The sequence below is a fragment of the Proteus sp. CA142267 genome (assembly GCF_003336825.1).
GTDB classification, from domain to species: domain Bacteria; phylum Pseudomonadota; class Gammaproteobacteria; order Enterobacterales; family Enterobacteriaceae; genus Proteus; species Proteus terrae.
The window spans coordinates 38,229-55,481 of record NZ_QPMG01000010.1 but is presented as its reverse complement, the minus strand read 5'-3'; the positions used below and the strand labels follow the sequence as shown (position 1 = coordinate 55,481).

Below are 17,253 nucleotides of genomic sequence, written 5' to 3'. Positions count from 1 at the left end.
TTTTGCTTTTCTTATTTTTATTATTTAATTAGTAAGACTCTGAATTTAATAACGCATCCACATATTTGATAACACCAACACTAGCTTGTTCCATTTGTTCTATATATTGCGTTACAGCCTCTTGATTGCCATTTATGTTGGCACTTAGCGCTAAACGCCCACATTCATGTACTAATTTATGAGGCTCTTCTAAACGACGAAAAGCCTCTGTACCAGCAAATTTCCGACCATCACCTTGGTAATACCATTTCCCTAATCGGCATTCAGTGTGTTGATTAACACAGTGCTCATCATCATTATTTAATAAATGAATATAAATAGCTTCTTTCCATAAAACATGATCGAGTTTGACGGTATTAAAAAACTGTTGCATCGAAATAAAAGTAAAAATATGTTTAAGCTCGCTCACTTGTTCTGACAATGACGTTAAATTTTGATGTCCTTCTTCTACCTGTATTTTGATTTGTTGAACCTGTTCTTGGTTTTTTTCTGTGGTTTCTTTAACAGGAATAAAACGAGCACCTAAATTATTATTTATGCTGGCAATAGAAGAAGCTTGTTTCTGGATTTCTAATGACAACTTTTTCATCTCTTGGGCTAAGACTGAAAATCCCGCGCCTTCTCGCCCTATATGTCCGGCTTCAATCGCTGAATTTATCGATAAAAGGTTCGCCTGACTGGAAAGCCTATCAATATTGCTGGCGCTCTCTTTAATCTTTTTTAGCCAACTAGAGAAATTTTCTATTTCTTCTCGACTATGCGTAAAATGGGTATCAACCTCATTTAAAAATTGAGTTAATAAGCGGGAATTATCCAGCATCTTGCTAAATAGATGTTCCATCTCATCGAGCAAATTAAGCTTATCTTGTAGCTTATTGCTTGATGCTAAAATCGAATCACGTATAAGTGTGATTGTGTGAATATTACAATCTGTGTGTTTAATAAAAAGCGAATTATAGTCAACCATAATATGACAACCCCAATATGCCCACCGAATAAAGAAACCTATAGGTTAATGAGACACAAGGTATTTTCTGTCATATTTGATAGTCATTTATAGCAATGAAAAAAGCGCGTCAAAGGACGCGCTAATAATATGAAAAATAAAGATTAGATATCAAAGGAATGTGAAGAAAATCATACCGATCACAGCACCTGTTGTGCCAAGAATAGTTTCCATTAATGACCATGTTTTTAAGGTTTGAGCTTCTGTTGCACCCGTAAATTTACCAAACAGCCAGAAACCAGAGTCATTAACGTGGCTAAGAATAATAGAGCCACCCGCAATACAGATTGATAATGCAGCCATTTGAGCACCGCTGTAACCCAGCTCATTGATAACAGGTAAAACTAAACCGACAGCAGTTAAACAAGCAACTGTTGCTGAACCTTGAATAACACGCACTGCACCAGCCAGAATAAAACATGCGACTGCGATTGGCATACCTGCACCAATTAAAGCATTACCCAATGCAGGGCCGACACCAGAATCTACCAACACTTGTTTAAAGACACCACCAGCACCTGTTACCAGTAAAATGATCCCTGCGGGTTGGATTGCAGCAGAACAAATCTCCATCACTTTTTCTTTACTCATACCACGACGGATTGCTAAGCCGTAAATAGCCACTAAACACGCGACAAGAATAGCGATAAATGGATGACCAACAAATTCAAGAATGTTATACAGCTCTGAACCTTTCTCAACGAAACGTGCACCAATGGTTTTGCATCCCACTAACACTAAAGGTAATAACACCAGTGCAAGACTAAAACCAAAGGAAGGCATTTTGTTCTGACCTAAACTTGGTTCAGACAAATCTTTTGGTAATTCTAAGGTAACGTAACGGCTGATAAAGTTACCAAAGATAGGACCTGCTAATAACATTCCCGGAATAGCCGCACACAGACCAATTAAGATCATCCAACCAAAATCTGCATTCATTTGGTCAGCTAACAACATCGGTGTTGGCCCCGGTAATAAGAAGGCGGCTGCACCTGCAACACCTGCAAATAAAGGGATTGCCATTTTCACTACATTGCCACCTGTACGGCGAGCAACAGCAAATACAACACCAATTAATAAGACAACGGCCACATCAAAGAACAGAGGTAAAGCACAAATTAAACCTGCGATACCTAATGCATAGTTGGCACGTTTCTCACCAAAATATTTTAATAATCGTACTGCGATTTGGTCTAATGCCCCAGTTTCATGCAGCACCTTACCAAACATTGCACCCAGTGCGACAACAATAGAGAGGAAACCTAAAGTACCTCCCATTCCGTTTTGCATGGTTTGTGTGATTTTTTCCAAAGGCATGCCTGAGAAAATACCCGCACCAATGGCTACAATCATTAATGCAATAAAAGCATGTAAACGTGCATACATAACAAAAAAGAGCAGTAATAAAACAGAGCCAACTGCCGTTAGCACAAGTGTTAATGTACTCATACCGTTTCCCCTTCAAAAGTCCCTTGAGTGACTGAATTTATCTTATTAATTGCACTTTCAATCACATCATCAAGTGGCATTGAAATATCAATTTCATACACATCGTTTTCAGCTGTTGTTGGCTCTTCCAAGGTTTCAAATTGTGTCACTAACATTTGAGGTTTAAAGAAGTGCCCTTTACGCGCTTTTAAACGACTTTCAATCAGCGCATAGTCACCTTTTAAATATAAAAAGTGCAGGCATTGATTGCCGTCTCTTAACATATCGCGATACTGTTTTTTCAATGCAGAACAAACAATTAACGAAACACTATTGGTTCTTTGCATTGCAAATGCGGCATCATTTAATGCTTGTAGCCAAGGTTTACGATCTTCATCATTTAAAGCATGGCCTGATGCCATTTTAGTAATATTTGAGCGAGGATGGAGGAAATCACCGTCCAAAAATGCAGCACCTGTGCGTTGTGCTACACCACTTGCGACCGCAGATTTACCGCTGCCTGATACCCCCATTAAGATGAAAACATGGTGTAGGGATTGGGTATCGTTCATAGAATGCTCCTTTAAGGCAGATATTAAGTCTTTTTTGTAATGTTACCCGTAACTGTTACGGGTAACATATCCGAAGTGGCAAGGTAAATACAACAACGAAGATCAACTAAGAAGTGAAAATGTGAAGCTACTCTCAAATGAAAGTAAGATGATCTACAAAATGACAACAAAATATCTGACCAACTTCTTTTTATTCACAGCCAAATTGGGAGTAATAACACTGAAAGAAAGAAGGCATATCAAATAAAAAAACCCTACTGTTACAAACGTAACAATAGGGTTTTAAAAACATTATTTTCTAAATTATCAATGAGTTAATTTATTATATACTTTCGCCAGTAATAATGCGGAAACCAACATCAATCACTTGGCCACGAGCAATTTTGCCTTTCATTCGCTTAAGCAATAAATCAGCAGCTTGTTGCCCCATTTCATCACGAGGGGTAAAGATACTCGCCAGACGAGGCGTCATCACTTGTCCAACATCGTGCCCGTGGAAACCCGATATCGCAATATCCTCTGGCACAGACATACCTAAACGTTGACACTCAAAAATGGCACCAATTGCGATATCGTCATTAGTGCAATAAAGTCCGTCTAAATCAGGATATTGCTTACGGGCAGCATGTAATAACTCAGCCCCTAGCGAATAAGATGAGCTTTTTGGCGTCATCACATTGCCAATAGGTAAGCCCGCATTTTGCATTGCTTTTTCATAACCTTGTAAACGCATTAAAGTTCGTTCGTCCTGTCTAGCACCAAGATAGATAACCCGTTTGCATCCACGTTTGATCATTTCATTGACCATCTGTTCTGAAGCGTCAACGTTATCTAATCCCACTGCCGAATCAAAACAAGGTGAAACGCTATCCATGATTTCTACCACAGGAATACCTGCAGTTTCTAACATTTTTATTGTCTTTGGTGTATGCGTTCTTTCAGCGAGAATTAGCCCATCGATATTATAAGAGAGTAGTGAAAGTAGGCGCTCTTCTTCTTTTTCAGCACGATATCCATAGTGTGCTAACATGGTTTGATAACCGTATTTATCGGTTACTGATTCAATGCCACGAATAACTTCAGCAAAAACTTGGTTAGTTAAAGAAGGTAGCAATACCCCAATCGCATGACTGGTCGAATTCGATAAAATATCAGGGGCACGATTAGGAATATAATTGAGGCTATCTAATTCGCGCGCAATTTTTTCTCGTAAAGCTTCAGAGACTTGCTCGGGATTACGCAAAAAACGACTCACTGTCATTTTGGTAACACCAACTCGTGAAGCGACATCCTGTAATGAGGGGCGTTTTTTCTTCATTTTATATCGCAACTATCCAAAAACACTCGTATTAATACGCGCTTTAATTTTCCAAGAATGCTGATTATAGCCTTAGGTTATACACTATTTCGAATAAAGTTTTGCAGATGTGTGCTTAGATTTGATTTTGACTGATGATCCCTTGACTTAAGCCAAAGGAAATATAGTATTCATCGCTATATAATAAATGAAACAACGATACCAATATAAAACAATAAACAGTGTGAACTTATGGCGATCCGTAGACGACAATTTCTAACTTACCTCACAACAATTGCGGCATTATCAGCGCTTCCGCATTCTGTAAGAGCAGCAATAACCTCACGTATTGCAGCACAATTCGGTCATGTTCCAGCATCAACCGCGATCCATCGCGTAATAAGTGCAGGGCCTCCGACTGATCAATTGTTACTTGCATTAGCGCCTGAAAAATTATTGGGCTTTTCTTCACTTAATTTAGAAAAAAGCCCTTTGTTTTCAGATGAACTACGTAAATTACCTCGTTTAGGGCGCTTATCTGGACGAGGAAGTACACTCTCTTTAGAAGCTTTACTGACGTTAGAGCCAGATCTCATTATTGATAGTGGCAATGTCGATGAAACCTATCGCTCATTGGCAAAACGTGTTTCTGATCAAACCGGTGTACCTTATGTATTAATTGATGGCACATTAAAAGATAGTCCAGCTCAGTTGCGCCAAACAGGTGCTTTATTAGGTGTTGCAGAAAGAGCAGAAACATTAGCGATTATTGCCGAGCAATATCTTAGTGATGCTGCCTTATTTGCTTCGACACAAAAAACAAGCCCTCGTTTTTACCTTGCGCGTGGTGCAAAAGGGTTACAAACGGGAGCAAGAAGCTCTATTCATACCGAAGCGATTGAAATATTAGGCTTTGAAAACGTAGTAGATATTCCCAATTTCACTGGGTTAACAGATGTTTCACCAGAGCAACTTCTGATGTGGGACCCTGAAATCATCATCACACAAGATGAAAATGCCTATCAGCAAATTATGCAGGACTCTGTATGGAAAAGTATTCAAGCCGTTAAAAACAACAAAGTGCTACTGTTTAAAGGCTTACCATTTGGTTGGTTAGATGGTCCTCCGGGGATCAACCGTTTAATGGGAATGCGTCGCTTACAAAGCCATTTTGACGCTCGAATAGAAAAACAAGCCACTCAAGATCTGCAAAATTACTTTGCTCATTTTTATCATACGCAATTAAGTGCTGAACAATGTCAGCAATTGCTGAGGTATTCATGAGTCAATCGGTACGCATCACGCTTTTATTTGCATTATTCTCCATCGTTGCGTTAATTGCGATTACTAGTGGTAAGTATTCACTTACTACTAGTGAGCTGTGGACACTGGTAAGTAATAAATTAACGGGCAATGTAGAGTATAACCGCACTGAAACTGTCTTCTGGCAAATAAGATTTCCTCGCGTTCTGGCGGCAATTTTAATTGGTGGAGGACTTGCGATTGCGGGTGCGGCTTATCAAGGTATGTTCCGTAATCCTTTGGTATCACCCGATATTCTCGGCGTTTCATCAGGTGCTGGCGTGGGTGCTGTATTAGGTATTTTTCTTGGGCAATCCATGTTGTCGATTCAACTTTTTGCCTTTGCTGGCGGCTTAGCGACAGTGGCCCTAGTCTACTTTATTGCGAGGCTTGCGAAACAACACGATCCGGTGCTTTCCCTTGTGTTGGTTGGTATTGCTATTAGCGCATTATGCGGCTCAGCAATCTCATTAATGAAAATTCTTGCTGATCCTTATACTCAATTGCCTTCCATTACCTTTTGGCTCTTAGGTGGGCTTTCGACCATTACTGCTTCTGATTTAATTTCTGTCGCGCCTTTAATGTTAGTCGGATTTATTCCACTCATTTTATTACGCTGGCGTATGAATATTCTCAGCTTATCTGATGAAGAAGCCAGAGCGTTAGGTTTAAACGTCGAAGTAACCCGACTTGTCTTTATTTTGTCAGCCACATTAATCACCGCAAGTGCGGTTTCTATCGCGGGTATTATTGGGTGGCTAGGTTTAATTGTTCCCCACATTGCAAGGCTGTTAGTGAGCGCTAACTTTAGTCAACAACTCCCTGTTTCCTTACTTGTGGGAGCCATAATGTTGTTAATTACCGATACATTAGCTCGCACAATTGCCAATATTGAACTTCCACTAGGCATTTTAACATCTGCCATTGGTGCGCCATTCTTCTTAATGTTGTTACTTAGAACGAGGAAAAGCTGATGATCATTGCTAATGCGAAGCAACTCGCCATTGGTTATAAAGGCAAAGCCTTAATTAAAGATCTCTCCTTTCACATCGAACAAGGGCAAATCATCTGCTTATTAGGTGCCAATGGCTGCGGTAAAACGACGCTAATGCGAACACTATTAGGGCTAATACCTTGTATTGATGGTGAGATTAATATTGCGGGTAAAACATTAAGTGGGTGGTCACCAACAGAGCTTGCCAAAGTAGTTGCCTATGTTCCTCAAGCCACACATATCCCCTTTTCTTTTAATGTCATCGATATGGTTGTGATGGGTCGAGGTGCGCATCTCTCCTTTTTCTCTATGCCTAGCTCGCAAGATAAAGTAATGGCAATGGAAACCTTAGAAATGCTCTCACTTTCTCATCTTGCTCATCGAACTTTTGATACTTTAAGTGGTGGTGAAAAACAGATGGTCTTGATTGCACGCGCGTTAGTGCAACAACCTAAGTTGCTGATCATGGATGAACCTGCAGCAAGCCTTGATTTTGGTAATCAAATCAAATTGCTTACCCAAGTTAAGGCATTAAAAGCATTGGGGATCAGTGTTTTTATGTCTACACATCACCCTCAACATGCTGCCTCTTTGGCGGATAATGTTATTTTACTGACGCCACATACCCCTGTTTTGCAAAACAGTCCTGAAGTTTTACTGACATCCGATAATTTAGCGCACCTTTATGGTGTACAACCAACAGATATTCAGGCGCATTTTCACGCCTACTCTGATAATAAAAATGACCATAGGCAAGAATATGAACACTATTGAAACCACCGATTTTGCTGAACTTTATAAAAACCACATGGTACAGGCGGAAAGAACCAAAAAAGAGCCTGAACATTGGGATAAACGTGCTGAAAAAATGGCAGAAACTTGTGCCAATCCTAATGATCCTTATTTAATAAAATTTCGTGAAATGATGGATTTTACCGGTGCTGAAACCCTATTAGATGTAGGTTGTGGCCCTGGCTCTATCAGCATTCATGTGGCGGATAAATTCAAAAAAACCATTGGTATTGATTACAGTACAGGTATGTTAGCCGTTGCTAAACGCAGAGCTGAACAAGCAGGTATCAACCACGCTGAATTTATCACTTGCTCATGGGAAGATAGTTGGGACCAACTTCCTCGTTGTGATATCGCCGTTGCTTCACGCTCAACTTTAGTGATGGATTTACAAGCCGCACTCTTAAAGCTGAATCGCCAAGCTAAATTACGTGTTTATACCACTCACACGGTTTCTCCAACCTTTGTTGATCAACGTATTATTCGCTTATTGGGTCGTGAGGTTCCTACGCTTCCAACGTACATTTATGCTGTGAATATGCTAAACCAAATGGGTATTCACCCTAAAGTGGATTATATCCGTAGCCGTAATTGTCAGAGTAATTTCAATAGCCTTGAGCAATTTATTGAAGGCATTAATTTCTCCGTAGGGCCTTTAAGCGAAGACGAAATTGTACACCTAACAAATTACTATCATGAAAGCATTGAAAAAGGCGTTTCACTGATTTCACCAACTCGTGATTGGGCGATGGTTTCTTGGGATGTTGTTCCTGAAAGTGAGCTAACTCTATGATTTATTATCCTGATACCTTTCTTGATAATTTATTGATGGAAGATATCCAATATGGCGATCTCACTAGCCGAGCACTCAATATTTGTGATCAGCTAGGTACAATGACATTTACACGCCGTGAAGCTGGTTGTGTCAGTGGGATCACGCTAGGTTGTCGTTTACTAGAAAAATTAGGATTGGTAGTAACAGCACATCTACAAGATGGTGATTTTGCCGATAAAGGCGATTGCTTAATCACCGCTGAAGGTCGTGCTGATGCACTACACCAAGGCTGGAAAGTCGTACAAAACGTGCTTGAGTGGAGTTGTGGCGTTAGTGACTATATGGCAAGAATGCTAGAAATCTATCACCGCTATCAACCTAAAGGACAAATTGCGTGTACACGTAAAAATATACCTAATACCAAATTACTGGCAACTCAAGCGGTACTGGCGGGCGGTGGTGTCATTCATCGCCAAGGTTGCTCTGAAACTATTTTGCTCTTTGCTAACCATCGTCGATTTTTATCAGAGCCTGATAATTGGGCACAACATGTTAAACAGTTACGCCTAGCGGCGCCTGAAAAATGCATTGTTGTAGAAGCTGATGATATTGAACAAGCACGAGAGGCGTTAAAAGCGCAACCTGATATTTTACAGCTCGATAAGTTCTCCATTGAAGATATTTCACAGTTACAACAAGAAGCGCCCCAATTGGCACCTCATTGTCACTTATCTGTGGCTGGCGGTATTAACCTTAATACTATCGAGAAATATGCACAAACAGGCATTACCTTAATGGTAACGTCTTCACCTTATTATGCACCACCGACGGATATTAAAGTTCGTCTTTACCCAAAAGATTAAATAAAAATAATAACTTATAAGTAAGTGAGTATTTACATATTTAATCAATAATAAATAAAGACAACATCGACTCAATGTAAAAGAAGTTATAACAAGGAAATGGTTGTAGTGGCATAGAGGAATATCTTTGCTGAGCTTCTTTTATATAAGTTTGTTGCTTTACTTTATAAAAAAATTGAGCGCTAACAGATGTCAGTGCTCTTTTTATTCATTTATTTTTACGCATATCGTTATATAAAAAATTATATATAGATTATAAACTGAGATTGGAATGATGAAATTAAAACCTCTATGCTACTGTTTATCCCTTGCTCTATTACCCTGTATTGCTCTTGCTGACACCAATTATGGGCAATCTACTCCCGACTTATTAACCGTATGGAGTAGCCCAATTGCAGCAAATCCAGATATATTAACGCAAGAACAAATGCTTGAACAAAATAAGGTCAATGCAGCGCAAGCCATTGCAACATTACCTGGTGTTGTAATGCAAAAATCGGGTAACCGTAATGAGTACACCATTAAAGTACGCGGCTTTGATAGCCGTCAAGTACCTGTATTCTTTGATGGTATCCCGACTTATGTTCCTTATGATGGCAATTTAGACTTGGCACGTTTTACCACAAACGATCTGGCAAGTATCGAAGTCAACAAAGGCTATACCTCATTACTGCAAGGCCCTAATTTAATGGGGGGTGCAATTAATATCACTACTGCGACACCGAAAAAACCATTAGAAGGAAGCATTGCTTATTCTCAAGGTTTTGCTCGTGGTGCTGATTATTCACACAATATGAGTGCACGCTTAGGTGCGCGTAATGATTTAGGATTTATTCAAATCAGTGGTAGCCAATTAAAACAACGCTTTACGCCAATTCCTAGTGCTGATGAAAATAATGCAGCTGCGGGTACTCATGGACGTCGTGATAATTCAGCAACAGATGATAAACGTGGCATGATCAAAGTGGGTTGGACACCACGTGCTTCTGACGAATATACCCTGACTTATGTAAAACAAGATGGTGAAAAAAATAGCCCACCAAATACTTCTGCTAACGCAAAAGGTAAATATAAATATTGGGCATGGCCGGATTACAATAAAGAAAGCTATTACTATAGCGGTATTACTCAAATTACTGATGGTATGAAATTACAAAGTCGTGCTTATCACGATAAATTTGAAAATACCCTTTATATGTACCCTAAAAAAGGTGATACCCCTGATTACAGTCACTATGACGACTACAGCACAGGTGCCGCATTACAATTAGGCATCGATACGCGTGAAAATGATCTGCTCTCTTTTGCTGCTCACTGGAAAGATGACGTTCACCGTTCTCAAAAAGTGAAAAATGGTGATTGGATGCGTTATAAAGACAGAACATGGTCTTTAGCCACAGAATATCAATGGGCAGCCACTAATGATCTCGATTTAGTAGGTGCAATTAGCTATGACTGGCGCGACAGTGTTGAGACTGACAAAGGCGCTGATGATAACAAGCAAACCGCCTTTAACTGGGAGATGATGGCTAAATATTCATTAGCCAATAATGATAACGTTCGTTTCTCTGTATCTGATCGTAGCCGCTTCCCGACACAAAAAGAGCGTTACACAACTGAAAAACCCAAAGATGGCTCTAAAGGGATCATCAATCCCGATTTAGATCCTGAACGCGCATTATCGTTCGACTTAAGCTATGAAGGGCACATTACGGATAAATGGGGTTACCAAACCAGCATTTATTATAACCGTGTCAGTGATGTAATTATGGCACACACTGTTTATCGTGGTGGAAAAGCATTCTTCCAAAACCAAAATAGCGGACGTGTTGACTATGTTGGTCTTGATTTAGGTACGAAAGGAAACGTGACTGATTGGTTAGAGCTTGGCTTAAACTATAGCTATATCCATAGTGATCCTAAACAAGTAGCACATGTTGAAGGCTTACCAAAACATAAAGCCTATATGTGGATGACATTTATTCCTGTTGAACAAGTTCGCTTTACGATTATGGAAGAAGCGCAAGGTTGGACTTATAACCGTATTGATGAAAATGACAAATTAGCAGGCTATGCTAAAACTGATCTTCGTTTAGATTATGATTTTGGTTATGGTGTTTCTGCTAATGCTTCTGTTAATAATCTTTTTGATAAGTCTTATGAATACACTCAAGGTTATATGGAAGATGGTCGTAATTACTGGTTAGGTATCGAGTATAAATTCTAATTTAAGCCATTATTTATAGGTTCCAGAGCTGATATTATTAATATATCAGCTCTTTGTTATCCCTAAAATAGATTTATTTTCCATAATATCACTCTACAAAAAAATCAAAAACGCAAGAACCCCTTTGCCATTTCTAATAATGTATTCATGGTGCTGCTGACTATTTTTACGAAATTATCATAGTTACTATTTACTGAACTGTATTTTTTAGAAAGTTCATCCAAATTAGTGTTAATATCTTTCTCAAAGGTATCTAATGTTTTTTTAATTAGCTCAAATTCCGTTTGTAAAATATCATGAGGACCTTCAGGCATCCCTTCTAAATAATAAATTAATTTATTTAATTTCAATGATTCTATATTTACATGAAACAAAAAATAAATATCAGGTTGAACAGATGGTGATTGGTCTTCCTTGTTTGATGTTACACCTTTAATTTGACCCAATAATTTTTCTATTACAAGAGCAGCAGCATCTACTTCAATATTATTTTTATAATATATTTTTTCCCCATTAATTTCCCTATAATATCGACCATCACTCTCTTTTTTAAAATGCGTTTTAAGATTGAGAACATCCTTATTTTTAAAAGATGTCCTTAGATTCTTCAAACTATTAATTATAATAGAAATATCTATGTTTATATATCCATCCTTACTACCCGCCTTTACTGACTCACTTAGTTTAGATAATGCTTCTCTCGCCATTTTTACAAAGTCCATATACTGAGAAAAAACATTCTTTAAAACATCTAGATAATCATTCTTACCAGCTGTAATCGATTGTTTTACATCATTAAACAAATCATTCAGTGAATCAGTGGGATAGCTATTGCCCGATTGTGCATTTGCAATAGAGTGAGCAACACTGCTGATTGTATTCAGGCTTTTTTTTTGATTAATAGTGTTCTTTACATATTGTTCATTTAGACAAATAACCATATTACTATTTGATATATTTTCTAAATTGTTATTAATTTGATATTTATTAATACAAATATCTTGGTACTCTCTTTTTATATTTACTAATAAGTAATCAACTTCATTATAAAATTTTTCTCTTTCCATGACGTTGGAGGGATCATTAACACCGTTCTTAGTATAAAAATGCTCACCTATATTTAAATTATCATTTGTCTTAATTAAATTACTAACAGTAGCCATAATATTAACCTTTTGTCATAGTAAAACTGTAACAAATAAAGCTATATATTATTAGAAACATTAGTTTATTTTCTATAAAATACCGTTTATTTATTTTTAATATAGTTTAAAAACGTAAAAATCCTTTTGCCATTTCTAATAATGTATTCATGGTATTGCTGACTATCTTTACAAAATTATCATAATTACTATTTGCAGAACTATATTTTTTAGATAATTCATCAAGATTTGTATTCATTTTTTTTTCTAATGCATCAAGTGATTTTTTGAAAATATCAAATTCTGTTTGTAAAACATTACTCATTACTCTCTCATCATTTTCTTTTCTCCATTCCTTCATTTTTTCATCAGCCTGAGCTTCAAATGATTGTTCCAAAATTTTTTTTGTATTTCCAAAACTCATTTTGTAAAAAAGCTCATCTTTAAGATCTTTTATATAATTTTTTCTTTTTTCTTGTAATTCATCTTCTGTCAGTTTTTTTTCTTTCGATTCTTTTTCTGCTATTATATTTAGAAATCTATCAAATTCTTCGAATACTATAGAGCCGGTAAAACTAAAACTCAAATCTTTTCCTGATTTATCTATTTTAATACCTTTTATCTCCTTTAAAAATTTATCTATTATATTCATTGCACTATTAATTTGTTCTTTATTTTTATAATATATCTTTTGGTTATCTATCTTCCTACTATAACCGCCTTTATTTTCACTTTCAAATAATATCTCAATATGAAAAAATTTTTTATCTTCTGATTTTTTATTGTACCTCTCTTTAAAACTTTCTAGTTTTGCCCTAAAGTCACAGTAATTGACTAAGATAGTTCCATCTTTATAACCCGCTTTAGTATATTGGGTTATAGATGTTAACTCTTCTCTTAATTCTCTTACATAGTCCATATAGTTTGAAAAGATAGATTTTAAAACATCTAAATAGTCATTTTTACCAACAATAATGGATTGTTTTACCTCATGAAAGAAATCACTTAATGAATCAGTAGGATAATTTTCATTAGAGAGTTTATTTTTTATTAACGGTGATAATTCATCTATCAAATTCAAACATTTCTTATTACCTATAAGATTTTTATTATATTGCTCAGAGAGAGAAATAAATATTTCCCTCTCTGTTTTTCCATTTAGATTATTGCAATTCAACCAGTTATTAAGATCAAAATCTTTATAATCTCGTCTTATATTTATTAGTAGGTTATCTATTTCATCAAACTTTTCTATTTTATCTTTAAAAGTGGAAACATTATCACTGGCTGATGAAGATACATTTAATTTTTCAGCTCTATTATACATTCTTGAATAGAGGACTTTAGGCATAAAGTTATCCTTTTACATTCGAACCAATAGCAGAAGCGGCTTCTTGCTGAACATGAATAACAGCCTCAATAGCTTGTAATAAAGCCTTTATAATTTCAGCGGCTTCTCGTTGCATTTCATTGTTATTATTAATAACATGATTATTAATACTTCCTCTCGCTTCTAATACTTTTTGTTTACCATCAAGTATAATTCCTTGAGATTGCAGAGTTTGATCTGCAACTCTTGCCAAAGGATCAGCGGTTGAAGTCACTAAGTTCCCTGTGATCATAGTAGGATTAGAGTGTCCTATTAAATTTTCTCCCATTCCTTTAATCGAAATAAATGCCCCCATACCATGAATTGCCATTGAAATACCTGCACTAGTAATAGCGACACCTATCATAATATTTGCTTTTTTATTAAGATTGTCTTTTATTTGTTCTGCTATATTTAACTCCACATTCATTAACATAACACCGATTTCTCTATTTGATTCAAAATTTTTAATCATCGCACCTCGATACTTAACTATTAAATTAATTAATTTCATCATATCATCGGATAAAACATTAAATGTTCCTAAATTTTCAACTCTAATATGATCATAAATATCACTATCGTTATCCACTTCAAGCGACTTTAATATTTCTTTTATATTAGGTGTTTTTATTTTCGGCTCTGACAAAATAGGTTTTATATTATCTTTTACCTTTTCAATAAAAATTGAAATTTTAGGTTCAATTAATTTATTCAGTTTATCTGCATCAATAGAACTTTTATTTTCAATAATATCATCACTTTCCAATTTATAATTATTAATTAAATTGTCATTATTTACTTTAATGTTCATATAAAAACCTCAATAAAATTCAATTTACTAAATAGATATGTTTTTTATTACATCAGATCTTAACTTATTACTAACTGAAGATTTTTCACTCATGCTTTTTAAAATTTCGGTTAAAGCATCAATATTTTCATGATAGCTTTCCATTATTTTATCCATTAATTTTTGAATAAGATTTAATATGGTTTCTAATTTTTTACTGTCTGCCATAGACTGCAATATTTTTGCTGAAATAACACTACTGTAAATATTAACTGCATTCGTTGCTGTTGAATTTACCAATTTAGAAATAACTACTGTACGATTCAGCATGGTAATAGCTTTTTGTGAAATATCTTTAGCTAATTGTTTATTAATTTTCTCCATGGCTTCTTCAAGTGCTTGCACAATTATTTCTTTAATCATTTTGCCAAGCATTGCTTCTAGTGCATCATGTAATACTCTTTTTAATGTCTCTCTTACTTGTTGATTAAATATTTTTTTTGCAACATTTGTAAGACCTTTTATTGCAGGTCCAATAACAAAACTTAATGCTACTGCTGCAACAAATAAAATAACAGTAATGGCTATTTTTAGTGCCATTTTTAGTTTTTCTTGAATTGAGTTTTTCATCTCCTCAATAACTTTCTTATCTATACCAAATACTTTTAATCCCTCTAATGTGCTATTTATCACATCAGCCAGAAAATCAACAATTTTATCTATAGCATCCATAATAGCATTAGAAATAGGCTGCATGATTTCATCCATAAATGATTCTCCATGTATAGCTTGATACGCTTCATCAGCAATTGTTAATGCTACATCAGCAACGAATAATGCTACTGCAACGGCCATTAATGCCATTGAAGCACCCGCTGTAAAAATAGAAGCAATACCTGCGACAAGAGCAAGTAATCCACCTAAAATTTTTAAGCCAATGCCCGCCCAGTATTGGATCTCCTCTTGCTTTTTAATTTGAGCTTTTTGGTCTTCAATTTTATCTTTTAATGATTTTTCTGTTACTTTCTGCATTTCTTCAAAAAGTTTTTGCTCACTCTCAGTTCGCCGTAACATTACTTTCAGTGTTAATTCTCGTGTTTTAGCCAACAAGAAAGTTAATAATGCCATTCCTGATAATGAATCAGATATTATTTCAATCTCTAATGCATTTTGTGAAAAAGACAGTGTTCTATAGGTTTCTTGTATTTTTTCCAATTTTTCTTTGAAAGGCTTATTTTCTTCCTTATTTATTAATGCTTTTAATTCCGCTCTATGTGACGTGATTTTATTTATCTTATCGTCACTCATAGGAACATTAGGCATATATTCATGAATATTATCAAAAAAATCGGATAACTTTTCATATAATGTATCCAACTCATCTAATGCCATTTTTGAAATGGCATCAGGAAATTTCATAAATGGAAAAGTTTTTTCAAGTAACATTCCCATTTTTTCTTTAGATTCAATTTTTTCAGAAAGTAATTTTTTTATTAAGGTATGAGGAATTTCTTTGTTATTTAAGAAAGTTTCAATTTCAGATTCTGTTTTAAATTTATTTTCTTTTATTTGATTATATATTTCCATCCAATAGTCAATATAAGCATCTTTATTATTTTTAATTTCATTTAACACTGATTTTATTTGATTTCTTAAACCATCAATACCTTTAGATAAAACATTCAGCTTATTAAGATAATAATCAAACTTTTCTGGATCTTTGATTTTATCTAAAACATTTTTATTAATAATATTTTGGTAGGATAATTGTAAAAATAAGAAATCATAGTCCTTATTTTTTGATTGAATTGCTTTTGAAGATATAGATGACAACGACTTATTTTCAGATATATTAACACTACTTACTATTTTTTGATCATACAAATTTTTCTTATTAGTAAGAATATCATTTTTTTCACTTTGTGAAGGAAAAACATTTATCTTATATTTAATATCATCTTGAACATTAATTCTCTGGCTATTCTTTTTCTGTTCGAGAGGTACACGAAGAGAAGGAGCTAAAAAATTATTTTCTTTATCCTTGAGCTGCGATACGACAAGATGCTCACTTGCCGCATTAATTTTTTGCGCTTGTTGTACGTTATCTTTAGTCACTTTATCTACCTCTTTAGACATTAAAGGGGTAGATAATACAGTGCCATCATTATTAACTTTAATCATACTGTTTCTTCCTTCTCTGTATTCAAAACAATAAGAGGAATATCTTTTAATAATTCTAAATAAACATTGGCCCTTTCTTTTATAGCAAGATCATTGATATTTTTTGAAACTTGATAAAAACAATATTTTGCTTTTTCTTTTTCACCTAATGATAGATTACATTGTCCGGCATAAAAGACAGGCCGATAATCATTTTTTGCATTTAAATACGCTAATGCATAAAGATCAATCGCCGCTTGATACTGTTTTTTTAATTGTTTAACAGCAGCTAGCCCCATGATGTAATCAACATTATAAAAATCATAGAGACATAAAAATTTAAAAATAGCTTCTGCTTCATCCAGTTTTCCTTTCTGGTAAAAGTCATATGCAAATGAATAAATTCCTTCCATAAATCCTTCAGGAATAGCGCCTTCATCCTTAAGTGATGTCCCATTTTGAACAATAGAAACAATATAGTTTGCTAATTGATCAAGCTCTTTTTCTGACATTTTTTCATATACTGACATAAT

Annotated in this window: 15 protein-coding genes; 6 read left to right on the top strand and 9 right to left on the bottom strand. The window is 35.3% G+C overall.

Going from position 1 to position 17,253, the window contains the following annotated elements; genetic code table 11:
- Positions 1 to 28: 28 nt before the first annotated feature.
- From C0T34_RS15130 to gntR, 4 genes are all read right to left on the bottom strand, one after another.
- Positions 29 to 967 carry a methyl-accepting chemotaxis protein gene (locus tag C0T34_RS15130; protein WP_098941818.1) on the bottom strand — a complete coding sequence of 313 codons (939 nt, stop codon included), beginning with the start codon at positions 965 to 967 and terminating at the stop codon, positions 29 to 31.
- 150 nt (positions 968 to 1,117) lie between these two features.
- On the bottom strand, positions 1,118 to 2,455 hold the full coding sequence (gene gntU / locus C0T34_RS15125) for a gluconate transporter (protein WP_098941817.1): 1,338 nt from the start codon (positions 2,453 to 2,455) through the stop codon (positions 1,118 to 1,120).
- Entirely contained in the window at positions 2,452 to 3,006 is a 555-nt protein-coding gene (gntK, locus tag C0T34_RS15120) for a gluconokinase (protein WP_098941816.1), read from the bottom strand. The genes gntU and gntK overlap by 4 nt, the downstream gene beginning before the upstream one ends.
- 322 nt (positions 3,007 to 3,328) lie before the next feature.
- Complete coding sequence (gene gntR / locus C0T34_RS15115) at positions 3,329 to 4,324, bottom strand: gluconate operon transcriptional repressor GntR (RefSeq protein ID WP_098941815.1); 996 nt, start codon at positions 4,322 to 4,324, stop codon at positions 3,329 to 3,331.
- Between the two features lie 231 nt (positions 4,325 to 4,555).
- Here gntR and C0T34_RS15110 point away from each other — a divergent pair, with 231 nt between their 5' ends.
- From C0T34_RS15110 to C0T34_RS15085, 6 genes are all read left to right on the top strand, one after another.
- Complete coding sequence (locus C0T34_RS15110; protein WP_098941814.1) at positions 4,556 to 5,587, top strand: iron ABC transporter substrate-binding protein; 1,032 nt, start codon at positions 4,556 to 4,558, stop codon at positions 5,585 to 5,587.
- Complete coding sequence (locus tag C0T34_RS15105) at positions 5,584 to 6,579, top strand: iron ABC transporter permease (protein ID WP_098941813.1); 996 nt, start codon at positions 5,584 to 5,586, stop codon at positions 6,577 to 6,579. Before C0T34_RS15110 ends, C0T34_RS15105 begins: the two co-directional genes overlap by 4 nt.
- On the top strand, positions 6,579 to 7,373 hold the full coding sequence (locus tag C0T34_RS15100; protein ID WP_098941812.1) for an ABC transporter ATP-binding protein: 795 nt from the start codon (positions 6,579 to 6,581) through the stop codon (positions 7,371 to 7,373). The genes C0T34_RS15105 and C0T34_RS15100 overlap by 1 nt, the downstream gene beginning before the upstream one ends.
- Positions 7,360 to 8,184 carry a class I SAM-dependent methyltransferase gene (locus tag C0T34_RS15095; RefSeq protein ID WP_109850408.1) on the top strand — a complete coding sequence of 275 codons (825 nt, stop codon included), beginning with the start codon at positions 7,360 to 7,362 and terminating at the stop codon, positions 8,182 to 8,184. The genes C0T34_RS15100 and C0T34_RS15095 overlap by 14 nt, the downstream gene beginning before the upstream one ends.
- The gene (modD, locus tag C0T34_RS15090) at positions 8,181 to 9,029 is read left to right on the top strand and encodes a ModD protein (protein WP_098941810.1); all 849 of its coding nucleotides are present in this window, start codon (positions 8,181 to 8,183) and stop codon (positions 9,027 to 9,029) included. Before C0T34_RS15095 ends, modD begins: the two co-directional genes overlap by 4 nt.
- A gap of 274 nt (positions 9,030 to 9,303) precedes the next feature.
- Positions 9,304 to 11,256 carry a TonB-dependent receptor gene (locus C0T34_RS15085; protein ID WP_098944040.1) on the top strand — a complete coding sequence of 651 codons (1,953 nt, stop codon included), beginning with the start codon at positions 9,304 to 9,306 and terminating at the stop codon, positions 11,254 to 11,256.
- Between the two features lie 104 nt (positions 11,257 to 11,360).
- On the opposite strand, the gene C0T34_RS15080 is transcribed toward C0T34_RS15085, so the two are convergent.
- The 5 genes from C0T34_RS15080 to C0T34_RS15060 all read right to left on the bottom strand — a co-directional run bounded on the left by C0T34_RS15080 (position 11,361) and on the right by C0T34_RS15060 (position 17,250).
- On the bottom strand, positions 11,361 to 12,419 hold the full coding sequence (locus C0T34_RS15080) for an IpaD/SipD/SspD family type III secretion system needle tip protein (RefSeq protein ID WP_098941809.1): 1,059 nt from the start codon (positions 12,417 to 12,419) through the stop codon (positions 11,361 to 11,363).
- Positions 12,420 to 12,525: 106 nt separating this feature from the next.
- A complete protein-coding gene (locus C0T34_RS18345) occupies positions 12,526 to 13,749 on the bottom strand; it encodes an IpaD/SipD/SspD family type III secretion system needle tip protein (protein WP_239450335.1) in 1,224 nt (407 codons plus the stop codon).
- A 4-nt stretch (positions 13,750 to 13,753) separates the two neighbouring features.
- A complete protein-coding gene (locus C0T34_RS15070; RefSeq protein WP_109850407.1) occupies positions 13,754 to 14,581 on the bottom strand; it encodes a type III secretion protein in 828 nt (275 codons plus the stop codon).
- Between the two features lie 27 nt (positions 14,582 to 14,608).
- Complete coding sequence (gene sctE, locus C0T34_RS15065) at positions 14,609 to 16,741, bottom strand: type III secretion system translocon subunit SctE (RefSeq protein WP_109850406.1); 2,133 nt, start codon at positions 16,739 to 16,741, stop codon at positions 14,609 to 14,611.
- Positions 16,738 to 17,250, bottom strand: a complete 513-nt coding sequence (locus tag C0T34_RS15060) for a SycD/LcrH family type III secretion system chaperone (protein ID WP_098941805.1) — start codon at positions 17,248 to 17,250, stop codon at positions 16,738 to 16,740. Before C0T34_RS15060 ends, sctE begins: the two co-directional genes overlap by 4 nt.
- Positions 17,251 to 17,253 lie beyond the last annotated feature (3 nt).